Origin of the sequence: Paraburkholderia caballeronis (genome assembly GCF_900104845.1) — a bacterium.
Taxonomy (GTDB): Bacteria; Pseudomonadota; Gammaproteobacteria; order Burkholderiales; family Burkholderiaceae; genus Paraburkholderia; species Paraburkholderia caballeronis.
Genome location: NZ_FNSR01000001.1, coordinates 534,582 through 547,508, shown reverse-complemented (window position 1 = coordinate 547,508; position 12,927 = coordinate 534,582). Strand labels below are relative to the sequence as shown.

The 12,927-nt window shown below is 67.4% G+C and carries 11 protein-coding genes; 1 reads left to right on the top strand and 10 read right to left on the bottom strand.

From position 1 onward, the window contains the following. Positions 1-194: 194 nt before the first annotated feature. The 4 genes from BLV92_RS02325 to BLV92_RS02310 all read right to left on the bottom strand — a co-directional run bounded on the left by BLV92_RS02325 (position 195) and on the right by BLV92_RS02310 (position 3,510). Complete coding sequence (locus BLV92_RS02325; RefSeq protein ID WP_090541911.1) at positions 195-701, bottom strand: CinA family protein; 507 nt, start codon at positions 699-701, stop codon at positions 195-197. A gap of 68 nt (positions 702-769) precedes the next feature. After that, a complete protein-coding gene (locus tag BLV92_RS02320; protein WP_090541909.1) occupies positions 770-1,516 on the bottom strand; it encodes an SIR2 family NAD-dependent protein deacylase in 747 nt (248 codons plus the stop codon). Between the two features lie 246 nt (positions 1,517-1,762). After that, positions 1,763-2,695, bottom strand: coding sequence for an SMP-30/gluconolactonase/LRE family protein (locus BLV92_RS02315; protein ID WP_243842773.1), 933 nt, complete (start codon positions 2,693-2,695; stop codon positions 1,763-1,765). Further along, the gene (locus tag BLV92_RS02310; protein WP_090541907.1) at positions 2,692-3,510 is read right to left on the bottom strand and encodes an NAD-dependent epimerase/dehydratase family protein; all 819 of its coding nucleotides are present in this window, start codon (positions 3,508-3,510) and stop codon (positions 2,692-2,694) included. The genes BLV92_RS02315 and BLV92_RS02310 overlap by 4 nt, the downstream gene beginning before the upstream one ends. Positions 3,511-3,603: 93 nt before the next feature. On the opposite strand from BLV92_RS02310, the gene BLV92_RS02305 reads away from it, so the two are divergent. Continuing rightward, the gene (locus BLV92_RS02305; protein ID WP_090541905.1) at positions 3,604-4,608 is read left to right on the top strand and encodes a LacI family DNA-binding transcriptional regulator; all 1,005 of its coding nucleotides are present in this window, start codon (positions 3,604-3,606) and stop codon (positions 4,606-4,608) included. Positions 4,609-4,696: 88 nt separating this feature from the next. Here BLV92_RS02305 and BLV92_RS02300 read toward each other — a convergent pair whose 3' ends face one another. The 6 genes from BLV92_RS02300 to BLV92_RS02275 all read right to left on the bottom strand — a co-directional run bounded on the left by BLV92_RS02300 (position 4,697) and on the right by BLV92_RS02275 (position 12,715). Beyond that, the gene (locus BLV92_RS02300) at positions 4,697-6,139 is read right to left on the bottom strand and encodes an aldehyde dehydrogenase family protein (RefSeq protein ID WP_090546771.1); all 1,443 of its coding nucleotides are present in this window, start codon (positions 6,137-6,139) and stop codon (positions 4,697-4,699) included. Positions 6,140-6,171: 32 nt separating this feature from the next. Next, positions 6,172-6,906, bottom strand: a complete 735-nt coding sequence (locus BLV92_RS02295; RefSeq protein WP_090541902.1) for a ribonuclease activity regulator RraA — start codon at positions 6,904-6,906, stop codon at positions 6,172-6,174. A gap of 117 nt (positions 6,907-7,023) precedes the next feature. After that, entirely contained in the window at positions 7,024-8,781 is a 1,758-nt protein-coding gene (gene araD / locus BLV92_RS02290) for an L-arabinonate dehydratase (RefSeq protein WP_090541900.1), read from the bottom strand. A gap of 260 nt (positions 8,782-9,041) precedes the next feature. Further along, positions 9,042-10,085 (bottom strand): LacI family DNA-binding transcriptional regulator, encoded by a 1,044-nt coding sequence (locus tag BLV92_RS02285; RefSeq protein WP_090541898.1) that lies wholly within the window; start codon positions 10,083-10,085, stop codon positions 9,042-9,044. Positions 10,086-10,183: 98 nt separating this feature from the next. Beyond that, positions 10,184-11,476, bottom strand: coding sequence for an MFS transporter (locus BLV92_RS02280; RefSeq protein WP_243842675.1), 1,293 nt, complete (start codon positions 11,474-11,476; stop codon positions 10,184-10,186). A gap of 108 nt (positions 11,477-11,584) precedes the next feature. Continuing rightward, entirely contained in the window at positions 11,585-12,715 is a 1,131-nt protein-coding gene (locus BLV92_RS02275) for a porin (RefSeq protein WP_090541894.1), read from the bottom strand. Between the last annotated feature and the right edge of the window lie 212 nt (positions 12,716-12,927).

Sequence of the window (12,927 nt, the reverse complement as noted above, 5' to 3'; positions counted from 1 at the left end):
GTTGCGCATCGTGCTGTCGCGCAACGCAATTCGGTTGTTGTCCACAGAAAGCGCAGAGCCTTGTTAACTATTACTACGTATACGTATAAATAAACAACAACACCGTAAACCCGCGCGGTGATTGCACGATGCCCGTGCTGCACGAATGCGCAGCAGCACCGCTTCACTGACGTTCGATAGCAAAAAGAGACGGCTCAACGCCATCGCGCGGGCACGCCGTTCACGAACCGGGGAATGCCCAGTAACGCATGACGCGCCGCCGAGCGGCGCACGTCGTTGCGACTGCCGTCGAACACCGCCGTCTCGCTCGTGGTGAACACCCGGCCGCGATACACGCACGACCACGCGAAACACTGCGTGCCGGGGCGCGGCCCGTCGCCGTCCGGCAACGCATCGGCGACGCCGGTGTTCGCGACCGCGACGGTCGCCCGCCCTTCGCGCTGCGCCAGCGCGCCTTCGGCCATCTCGCGCGCGACCTCCTCGCTGGTGAGCCCGTAGCGGTCGATCGTTTCCTCGCGCACGCCGAGGAAACCCGACTTCGCGGACGGCGAATAAACGACGAAGCCGACGTCGAGGCAACTGCCGCTGCCGGGCACGTCCGCGAGCATCGACGCGATCAGGCCGGCCGTGCACGACTCGGCGGTCGCGAGCACGAGTCCGCGCGACTGGAGATACCCGACGATCTGGCGCGATACGTTCATCGACGCGGGCCGGAAGGGAATGAAAACGACGAATGAAAACGAGGAAAGTCGAAGAAGAAAAGCGGCGCTCACGCGCCGTTCATCAGCCGCTCGACGGCTTCGGACAGGTTCGTCAACCCGACCGTCGCCGGCCGCGGCTCGACGACGCCGAAGAAATCCTTGCAGCGCGGCGCGGGATCGACGAGGAAGTTGCGCTCGTGACGGAAGCACCGTTCGGGCGGCAGGATGCGTTCCGGCGGAATCACTTCGAACGCGGTGCCGATGGCGATGAACAGATCGTCGTCCGTCATCTCGCGCTGCATGCGATAAAGCTGCGCGTATGCGGGCGCGGACTCGTTGAAGAACACGACGCCCGGCTTCACGCCGCCCGCCTGTCCGCACTCGGGACACGCGGCCTCCGGATCGAGCACGCGCGCCGCCTTCGGGAAACGCACGTCGCAGTCGGTGCACAGCAGCGAGATCATGTCGCCGTGCAGATGCGTGACCGCTTGCGCGCCGGCCTGCTCCAGCAGGTCGTCGATGTTCTGCGTGACGAGCTTCACGCGCTCGCTGCCCCAGCGGTCCTGCCACTGCGCGAGCAGCCGGTGCGCGGCGTTCGGGCGCGCGTCGGCGCTCTCCGCGATCCGTTCGTTGTAGAAGCGGAATACGGCCGGGCGATTGCGCCGCCACGTCATGAAATTGCACACCTCGTCGATGCTCGCGCGCGACCAGATGCCGTCGCCGGTGCGAAACGTCGAGATGCCGCTCTCCGCGGACAGGCCCGCGCCGGAGAACACGTAGAGGCGCGGCGGGTGGCCCTGTTCGATGTCGGCCAATTGCTGTCTCCTATGTCGAACGGAGTCAGCGCTTCAGCGCTGACTCCGATCCCATGCAAGATGGTTGCCGTTTCGTCTTGAAACTCGCCGCCCATTATGCAGGCTGGACCGGATTCATGCCGCGACGTCCGGGTCCGGCCCACGCGCGGCGGACTCCCGGGCGGTTCGCGGCCGTCCATCGCGATGAACGGCCGCCAGCGGCAACGACAGTGACAAGGACAACGACAGCGACAACGACAGCGGCCGTCAAAGCGTGCCGGCGAACTCCGGCTCCGGCAGCCCGGTCACGCCGGGCCGCAGCGCGAGCACGCAGCCGTCGTGCTCGCCGATCCCGCTCGCCGGCTGGATCGACGCGACGAACAGCGTGTCCAGACCCGGCCCGCCGAACGCGCACATCGACGGCTTCGACACCGGCACCTCCACCGCGCGGTCGAGGCGGCCGTCCGGCGCGAAGCGCAGCAGCAACCCCGCGTCGTTCGCGCAGATCCAGTAGCAGCCGTCCGCATCGACCGCCGCGCCGTCCGGACGGCCCGCATGGTCGTGCAGGTCGGCGAACAGCCGGCGGTTGGTCGGCACGCCGTCGTCGACGTCGTAGTCGAACGCCCACACGAGCCGTTCGGTCGGATACGAGTCGGACAGATACATCGTGCGGCCGTCCGGCGACCATGCGAGACCGTTCTGCGTGCACAGGCCGTCGAGCACCGGCGCGGACAACCCGCGCTGCGCGTCGTAGCGGTACAGCTTGCCCGCCGGCGCGCGGCCGGGCGGGTCCTGCACCATCGTGCCGGACCAGAAGCGCCCCTGGCGGTCGCAGCGGCCGTCGTTGAAGCGCATCCGCTCGTCCGCGTGCCCGACCGCCGCGAGCGGCCGCACCGCCGACACGCCATGGCGCGCGCCGTCGGCCGGCTCGCCGAGCGTCACCGCGAACAGGCCGCTTTCCATCGCGGCCAGTACGACGCCGTTGCGGTCGAACGCAATGCAGCCCACGCGCTCCGGCAGCGTCCATTCGGTGCGCCGAGCAGTGGCGAGCGCATAACGGACGATCGTCTGGGCCGGAATGTCGACCCAGTACAGCGCGTTTTCCGCCGCGCGCCACACCGGGCTTTCGCCGACGCTCGAACGCCGTGCGTCGTTCGTCTCCAGCCGATCGACGATCAGCCGCTGCGGCGTGACGCTCACGATTGCGGCTCCATCGGCCCGAGCAGCACGTACGGGCCGCCGTGATGCAGGCGCGTGACGTCGCTCGTGTCGATCGGGCCTTCGGGCGGGAAGCGGTCCGCGAACGGCCGCGAACTGTCCTTCGCGACGAAACCGAGATGCGCGGCTTCGGTGTTGTCCCACCACTTCGACGGATTGTCGGATACGCCGAACACGATCGTATGATCGACGCGCGTCGCGAACAGCGAGCAGCGCACCAGCTCGATCAGGTCCGCGAAACTGAGGTACGTGACCAGCATCCGCGGATTCTGCGGCGCTTCGTACGCGGAACCGATCCGCATGCAGACCGACTCGATGCCGAAGCGGTCGAAGTAGTAGCGCGACAGCGACTCGCCGAAACACTTGCTGATCCCGTACATCGAATCGGGGCGCACCGGGTCGTTCGCGTCGATCACCTCGGTCGTCCTGTAGTAGCCGATCGCGTGGTTCGAGCTGGCGTAGAGCACGCGGCGCACGCCCTGCTTCTGCGCGGCCGAATACAGGTTGTAGGTGCCGAGAAAGTTCGCCTGCAGCAGGTCGTCGAACGGCGCCTCGACCGAGATGCCGCCCATGTGCACGATCGCATCGACGCCTTCCGCGAGCTTCAGCACCGCTTCGCGGTCCGCGAGATCGGCCTGGATCACTTCCTCGTTCGGTCCCGCCTCGGCCATCGGCGCGATGTCGGTCAGACGCACGACGTCCGCCCAGTCGCGCAGCGCGACGCGCAGGATGCGTCCGAGATTGCCCGCCGCGCCCGTCAGCAGCAGACGCCTGAATGGCTTGTTGCCCTTGTCCATCCTTGTCCTCGTTGTTGATTGCCAGTTTCCGCCGGCCTCGCCGGCCGGGATTCTGTTATTTCCATACTACCGGGAAAACGTTATCCTTCCTGCATGAAAAAACGTGTCCCAACCATTCGCGACGTTGCCGCATCGGCTGGGGTATCGGTCGCGACCGTGTCGAAATTCATGAATGGCACGCAACGCTTCTCGGCGCCGGTCGAAGCGCGCCTGAAGGCGACCATCGCTCGGCTCGGCTATCAGTCGAACCCGCACGCACGCTACATGGTCACCGGCGAAACGCGCACGATCGGCGTCGCCGTGCTCGACATCCGCAATCCGCACTTCACGAGCCTCGTCAAAGGCGCGAACCGCATCGCGCTGCAGTTCGACTACACGCTGCTGCTCGTCGATCTCGAAGAGAACGCCGCGCGCGAGTATCAACTGATCGAGGCGCTCGCGCGGCGCGTCGACGGGTTGCTGCTGAACACGCGGATGGCCGACGACGCGACCGACCGGCTCGCGCCGCTGAACAAGCCGATCGTGATGATCAACCGCGCGTCCGACGACTCGAAGGTCGCGAGCGTGAGCCCGGACAACCATCGCGCGGGCTTCATGCTCGCGCAGCACCTGCTGAACCAGAACTATCGCGACATCGGCTACCTCGGTTACCCGCAGTCGCGCGCGAATACGATCCGGCTCGAAGGCGTCACCGACTGCCTCGCGAGCGCGGGCCTCGCGCCGCGCGTGTTCGAAGCGGACTCGCCGACCGCCGCGGCCGGCGAGCGCGCGTGCTCGTCGATCCTGTTCGGCCCCGAGCGCCCGGACGCGCTGATCTGCTACAACGACCTGATCGCGCTCGGCTTCCTGAAGGAAGCGCGCAACCTCGGCTTCTCGCTGCCGGGCGACGTCGCGGTGTGCGGCTTCGACAACATCTCGCACGGCGAATACGCGTGGCCTGGGCTCACGACCGTCGATATCCGCAGCGAACGGCTCGGCGAGATCGCGATGCTGCGGCTCGTCGATGCGCTCGCCGGCAAACCGGCCAGCGAAAGCGGGCCGCTCGAACCGCGCCTGATCGTGCGCGAATCGACGCTCGGGCGGCCGCGCGGCGCCTGACGCGTCGTTCCACCGCGACCGGCCTCGCAAACGGCCGCGACGGCGCGGCCGCTCGCGCCGCCGCACCGTCGCCCCCGAACGCCGTCGATCAGACCGCGCCCGGATTCACATACGAGGTCTTGACCGTCGTGTAGAACTCGCGCGCATAACTGCCCTGCTCGCGCGGACCGTAGCTCGACCCCTTGCGGCCGCCGAACGGCACGTGATAGTCCACGCCCGCCGTCGCCGTGTTCACCATCACCATCCCCGCCTGCACGTTGCGCTTGAAGTGGTTCGCGTACTTCAGCGACGTCGTGCAGATGCCCGCCGACAGACCGAACGGCGTGTCGTTCGCGACGTCCAGCGCCTCGGCGTAGTCCTTCACCTTGATGACCGAGGCGACCGGGCCGAACACTTCCTCCTGGTTGATCCGCATCGCCGGCGTCGTGTTCGTCACCAGCGCCGGCGCGAGGAAGAAACCGCGCGTCGCGCGCTCCACCCGCTCGCCGCCGAACACGGTGCCGCCTTCTTCACGCGCGATCGCGATGTAGCGTTCGTCCTGCTCCAGTTGCCGTTCGTCCACGACCGGGCCGATCTGGGTCTTCTCGTCGAGCGCGTCGCCGACGCGGATCGTTGCGAGCCGCGCCTTCACCGCCTCGACAAAGCGGTCATGGATGCCTTCGGTCACGATCAGCCGGCTCGACGCGGTGCAGCGCTGGCCGGTCGAATAAAACGAGCCGTTCACGCACGCTTCGACCGCGACGTCGAGGTCCGCGTCGTCGAGCACGACCATCGGGTTCTTGCCGCCCATCTCCAGCTGGAACTTCTTGCCGTGCTGCACGCACTTCGCGCCGATCGCACGGCCGGTCGCGACCGAACCGGTGAAGCTGATCGCATCGATGCCCTGCGACTCGACCAGCACTTCACCGACGACCGACCCACGCCCCATCACGAGATTGATGACGCCGGCCGGCGCACCCGCTTCCGCGATGATCCGCACCAGTTCCCACGTCGAAGCCGGCACGAGGTCGGCCGGCTTGATGACGACGCAGTTGCCGTAGGCGAGTGCCGGCGCGATCTTCCATGCGGGAATCGCGATCGGGAAATTCCACGGCGTGATGAGGCCGATCACGCCGAGCGGTTCGCGCGTGATCTCGACGGTCATGCCGGGGCGCACCGACGGCACGATCTCGCCGCCGACGCGCAGCGTTTCGCCCGCGAAGAACTTGAAGATCTGCGCGGCGCGGCCGACTTCGCCGATCGCTTCCGGCAGCGTCTTGCCCTCTTCGCGCGCGAGCAGCTTGCCGAGTTCGGCCTTGCGTTCGAGGATCACGGTGCCGACGCGGTCGAGCAGGTCGAAACGCTGCTGCGGCGTCGACAACGACCACTTCGCGAACGCGGCGCGCGCCGCGGCGATCGCGTGATGGGTCTGCGCGGCGTCGGCCTGCGCGAACTCGCCGATCACGTCGTCGAGATTCGACGGGTTCACGTTGCGCGAAACCTTGTCGCTCTCGACCCATTGTCCGTCGATGTAATTTGCAAACTGGCTCATGTCCGATTCCTGTTCGATGTTCGTGCCGGCGCTTAACCGCGCTGCTTGCGCCATGCTTCGTAGCCGGCGAGCGTTTCCTCGTTCGGCGGATACGTGCCCGGCAGCGGACGGCCGGCCTCGATGCGCGTCGCGATGTACTGCTCCAGCAGTTCCTGTTCGGCCGCGTCGCGCGCGACTTCTTCCGCGAGATGGCTCGGCACGACGACGACGCCATCACCGTCGCCGACGATGATGTCGCCCGGATACACGGCGACGCCGCCGCATGCGATCGGCACGTTGATGTCGACCGCGTGATGCTTCGCGAGATTCAGCGGCGCGGCGGCGCCCGCGCAGTACAGCGGCAGGCCGGTCGCGGCGATCGACGCGCTGTCGCGCACCGGGCCGTCGGACACCATGCCGGCGACGCCGCGCACCTTCAGCCGGATCGCGAGAATCGAGCCGACCGAGCCGACACTGCGCTCCTCGCGGCAGTCCTGCACGAGCACGCTGCCGGCGGGCGCGGTCTCGATCGCCTTGCGCTGCGGGTGGTTCGGGTCCTGGAACGCGCCGACGTGGTCGAGGTCCTCGCGCGCCGGAATGTTGCGCAGCGTGAACGCGGGGCCGACGAGATTGGGCGTGCCCGCTTCCGGCGCGACGAGCGGCTTCACGTTCTGGATGAACACGTTGCGCAGCCCGCGCTTGAAGAGTTGCGTGGTGAGCGTCGCGGTGCTGACGTGGCGCAGTTGTTCGAGCGCGGCGTCGCTGACGGTCGATGGGGTGGTGGTCATGGGTTCTGTCTCGTATCGATGATCGGGTCGTGGGAAGCGGCGGCCACGCGGCGCCAGATGGCGCGGCATGGCCGTTCCCGCACGCGGGCCGCCGGAGCGCGGACCCGCGCCGGTGGATCAGTGAATCTCGGGCTCGCCGCTCTCGCGCGCTTCGTCGGCCTGTGCCTGCGGCTCTTCGAGGAAGTCGAAGTCGCAGCCCTTGTCCGCCTGGGTGACGTGCAGTTGATGAATCACGCCGTAACCGCGTTCGAAGATGCGCTTCGGCGGCTGCCACGCGGCCTTGCGCGCGGCCAGTTCGTCGTCGCTCACGGCGAGGTGCAGGCGGCGGCCCGGCACGTCGAGTTCGATGATGTCGCCGTCCTTCACGAGCGCGAGCGGCCCGCCGACGAACGACTCCGGCGCGACGTGCAGCACGCACGCGCCGTAGCTGGTGCCGCTCATCCGCGCGTCGGAGATGCGGACCATGTCGCGCACGCCTTCCTTCAGCAGCTTCTGCGGGATCGGCAACTGGCCCCACTCGGGCATGCCCGGCGCGCCGATCGGACCGGCGTGCTGCAGCACGATCACAGACTCGGCGGTGACCGGCAGTTCCGGATCGTCGATGCGCGCGGCCATGTCGTTGTAGTCCTTGAACACGACCGCCGGGCCGCGATGCGTCAGCAGATGCTGTTCCATCGCCGCCGGCTTGATGACCGCGCCGTCCGGCGCGAGGTTGCCGGTCAGCACCGCGAGGCCGTCGCGCGCGACGAGCGGGTTGTCCAGCTTGCGGATCACGTCGTCGTTGTAGATCTCCGCGCCCTTGATGTTCTCGCCGATCGTCGAGCCGTTCACCGTCATCTGCGAACCGTCGATCAGGTCGCCGAGTTCCGCGAGCAGCCCGCGCAGGCCGCCCGCATAGAAGAAGTCTTCCATCAGGTAGCTGCCGGCCGGGCGCAGGTTGCCGAGCACCGGCGTCACGCGCGCGAGTTCGTCGAAGCGCGACGTCGTCAGCGGGATGCCCGCGCGGCGCGCGACCGCGATCAGGTGAACGATCGCGTTGGTCGAGCCGGACATCGCGAGCACCGTCGTGATCGCGTTGTCGAACGACTTCGCGGTCAGGAAGTCGGACGGCTTCAGGTCCTGCCACACCATCTCGACGATGCGTTGGCCGGTCAGCGACGCGAACTGCGCGTGGCGCGAGTCGGCGGCCGGAATCGACGAGAAACCCGGCAGCGTGAAACCGAGCGCCTCGGCGGCGCTCGTCATCGTCGACGCGGTGCCCATCGTCATGCAGTGGCCCGGCGAGCGCGCGATGCCGCTCTCGATGCCCTGCCATTCTTCTTCCGTGATGTTGCCCGCGCGCAGTTCGGCCCAGTATTTCCACGTATCCGAACCGGAGCCGAGCGTGCGGCCGTTCCAGTTGCCGCGCAGCATCGGGCCGGCCGGCACGTAGATCGCCGGCAGGTCCATGCTCAGCGCGCCCATCAGGAGGCCCGGCGTGGTCTTGTCGCAGCCGCCCATCAGCACGCAGCCGTCGAACGGATACGAGCGCAGCAGCTCTTCGGTTTCCATCGCGAGGAAGTTGCGATAGAGCATCGTGGTCGGCTTCTGGAACGGCTCGGCCAGCGTCATCACCGGCATTTCGACCGGGAAACCGCCCGCCTGCCAGATGCCGCGCTTCACTTCCTCGACGCGCGCCTTGAAGTGCGTGTGGCACGAGTTGATCTCGCTCCACGTGTTCACGATCGCGATCACCGGCTTGCCCATGTAGTCGGACGAGTGGTAGCCCATCTGCGCGGTGCGCGAGCGGTGGCCGAACGAACGCAGGTCGTTCACGCCGTACCAGCGGTAGCTGCGAAGCTGCTCGGGGGTCTTCTTGCGGGTCGGGTTGTTCAAGGATTCCTCTTTCTCGATGAAGGCGATGTCCGTGCGTAGCGGGGAGTCATACGGGGAGTCGCGCGCGAACTCGCGCGCGGAGTAAAACGGTATCCCTCACTGTGCGTCGGACAGGATGATAGCGTTACCATCGACGCAGCGGGGTAAGGGGTATCCCCAGGGTGAACCTCGTGTGCGGCAGTTTCCCGGCTGCGGCGAACCGGCCGCTCAGGCCCGCGCAGCAAGGGTTTGGCGCGGATTTGCCGGCGCGCCGGGCGGGCTCAGGCGGTGTCGCGCGCGACGATCGTGAAGCCGACGTCGACGTTGCTTTCCGCCGACGCGCCGCGCAGCCGCGCGATCAGGCAGTCGGCGGCCGCGGTGCCGATCCGCTTGCCGTCGACGCGCACGCTGGTCAGCGCGGGCCGCAGTTCGGCCGCGAATTCGAGGTCGCCGAAGCCGCACACCGCGAGGTTGTCCGGCACCTTGATGCCGCGGCTGCGCGCCTCGCCGAGCACGCCGAGCGCGAGCAGGTCGGAGCCGCAGAACACGCAGTCGATGTCGGGGCGCGCGTCGAGAATCCGCGTGAGCGACGCGCGGCCGAGTTCGACCGAGCTGGGCGGCGCGACGCTAATGTCCGCGACGTCGGCAATGCCGTTGCGCGCCATCGTCTGCAGGAAGCCGTCGTGACGCGCGCGGGCGCGCGCGTCGTTCGCGGACACGATCGCCGGCCGCCGCCAGCCGCGCGCGATGAAGTGCTGCGCGACCGCGACGCCGATGTCGTAGTGCGAGAAGCCGACCAGCATGTCGACCGGCAGGTCGGTGGTGTCCCAGGTTTCGACGGTCGGCAGTTGCAGGCTCAGGAGCCGCGCGCGCAGCGGCGCGGTGCGCGCGACGCCGACCAGCAGCACGCCTTCCGGACGGCGCGACAGCGCCGCGTCGAGCACGCGCAGTTCGTCGTCCTCGCTATAGCCGGACAGGCCGAGCAGCACCTGGTAGCCGGCGCGCGACATCGCATCGCTGAATGCCTGGATCGACGTGGAGAACAGCGAGTGCGAGACGGTCGGCACGATCGCCGCGATCAGCCGCGACTTCGACGACGACAGGCTGCCGGCGAGCCGGTTCGGCACGTAGCCGAGCTGCTGCACGGTCTGCTGGATGCGCCGCAGCGTGTCCGGCGCGACGACTTCGGGGTTGTTCAGCGCGCGCGACACCGTGATCGGCGATACCTGCGCCAGTGCCGCAACGTCGGTGATGCGTATGTCGCGCACGCCGCCGCGGGCGCGCCTGCCGTTCGTCGGTGCTGCCTTCTCTTTGGGTTTTGCCATCGCTTGAGATCCGCAATCAGTCACGCGCGACGGCGAGGCCTCCGCGTCCCGCACGTCGGTCGTGCATCACGCGGAGTTTACCTTACGTTAGCGTCCGCTCACTCATCGCGCAGCTTAACGGGCGTCATGCGCGGCATCAGCACGTGCATGATCGCGAGCGCGATGATGTACGCCAGCGCGCCGGCCGCGAACAGCGCCCAGTACTGGCCGGTGCGTTGCAGCGTTTCGCCGATCACGCCGGAGAACAGGAACGAGCCGACCATCCCCATCACGCCGCCGATGCCGATCACCGTGCCGACCGCGCGTTTCGGGAACACGTCGGACACCAGCGTGACCAGATTCGCGGACCAGCCCTGGTGCGCGGCGGCGGCGAGGCCGACGGCGAGCACGGCGAACCACAGCGTCTGCACCTGCGACAGCAGCGCGATCGGCATCACGCACAGCGCGCAGACCAGCATCGTCGCCTTGCGCGCGAAGTTCGGACGCTGCGTGCGCGCCATCAGCCGCGACGACACCCAGCCCGCGCCGACGCTGCCGATGCACGACATCGTGTAGATCACGACGAGCGGCAGTCCCATGTCCTGAATGTCGATGTGATTCGATTCGTTCAGCCACTTCGGCAGCCAGAACAGGTAGAACCACCAGATCGGGTCGGTCATGAACTTGCCGACCATGAACGCCCACGTTTCGCGGTAGCGCAGCACCGACAGCCAGGCCACCTTCGCTTCCGCGGGTTCCGTTTCGCCGGCGTCCGAATTGATGTATTCGAGTTCCGCGGCCGACACGCCCGGATTCGACTGCGGCGAACGGTAGATCGCCATCCACACGACGAGCCAGACGAACCCGGCGATGCCGCCGATGATGAACGCCGCGCGCCAGCCCCACATCACCGCGACGATCGGCACGAACGCCGGCGCGACGATGCCGCCGACGGTCGCGCCCATGTTCCACAGGCCGGTCGCGAGCGCGCGCTCCTTCTTCGGGAACCAGACGGCCGTCGTGCGGATCGCGACCGGGAAGTTCGACGCTTCGGAGAAGCCGAGCAAACCGCGCACGGCGGCAAAACCCGGCACGCTCGACGCGAGCGCGTGCAGCATCGCCGCGACGCTCCACATCGCCATCGCGGTGCCGTACACGCGTTTTTCCGCGACGCGGTCGGCGATCCGGCCGAACACCGCGAGCCCCACCGCGTAAGCGACGGTGAAGACCATGACGGTCTGCGCGTACTGAACCTGGGTCCAGCCGATGTCCTTCTGCAACAGCGGCGCGAGCAGACCGAGCATCTGCCGGTCCATGTAGTTGATGGTGGTCGCGAAGAACATCATCGCGCAGATGGTCCACCGGTAGCGGCCAGTCGCCACTCTGGAGGCGACTGAAGTGCTTGCTGTCATAGCTTGTCTCCGTCCTTCCGAACTGATGTTATCGTTATCATCGCGGTGATGATAATGAAACGGGGCTGCGAAATCAATCTGGTGTCGGCGCGGCGTGCATCGTGGCGATCAGAACAGCACCGCCATGCCGAGCATGCCGACGAACTGGTTGCGCGTCGACGACGGCGTCGCGTTTTCCGCATCGCCCACCGACGGGGCCGCCATCACGATGTTGCCGTTCGCATCCAGCGTGTTGCCGTTCGAACGCTGGAACGCCTGGATCGCGTACAGCGTCGTGCGCTTCGACAGGTGATACGCCTCTTTCAGCGAGTACTGCTGATAGCGCGCCGCGCTGTCGATGCCGTTCGCGTGCGAGGCGAGCGTGTAGCTGAAGCCGCCCGCGACGTCGATCGCCGGCGTGAAGCGGTAGGTCGCGATCGCGCCATACGTGTTGAACACGGCGGTGTCGCTGAAGATCGAATGATCGCCCGGCAGATAGCGGACATTCGTGTAGTTCAGGCCGACCATCAGCTTGCCGAACGTGTAGGTGCCGGCCGCCGCCGCGTGACGCACGCTGCGCGCGGACACGTAACCCGCGTTGAGCGCGGACGTGCCGAACGAAGCCGTCGATGCGGAATCGAAGCCCGGCGTCGTGTTCGTGTTCGCGTTGTCCATCTGCAGGTACGCGGCCGCAAGGCCGATCGGGCCGTTCGCGTAGCGCAGCGCCGCGCTGATCGTCTGCCCCTTCGACGTGCTGCCCGCGAAACCGCCGAGCGCGTACATCGCGCTGGCCTGCAGGCCGGCGTAGATCGGCGACGTGTACGTGACGGCGTTGTTGATGCGGATCGTCGTGTCGAGGCCGTCGATGTCGCCCGGATGCGCGCCGGTCGCGCCGGTCAGCGCCCAGCTCGATGCGAGCGGGCCGACGAACAGCAGGTACGGCGTGTACTGGCGGCCCATCGTCATCGTGCCGAACACGTTGCTGCGCAGACCGACGTACGCCTGGCGGTTGAAGATCAAGCCGGCCGACGATGCTGCGCCGGTGTTCGGATCGAAGCCTGCCTGCACGTCGAAGATCGCGGCGAGCCCGCCGCCCAGGTCCTCGTTGCCCGAGAGGCCCCACTTCGATGCGGCCAGATTGCCCTGGCGCAGGTACACGTTCGAACTGCCCTTCTGGTTGTTTGCGTACACGACGGCATCGTCGACCGCGCCGTACAGCGTAACGCTGCTTTGCGCGGCGGCGTCCGCCGCGACGATCATCGCACCTGCCGCGATAAGGGCGCTGGAAATACGGGTGCTACGGGTGGTGCGCGTGGTGTGACGAGTGCGAGTTGTGTTCGTCATGGCATCTCCTTTTCGTTTTTTTGGGCCAGCGAATCTTACCGGCCGCCTTGTGGCCGTCAACCGGCGAATTTCCCCGCGCAACACCCGTGTCGCGCATTTGCCCACGCTTTGGTAGACGCAAAACGGAT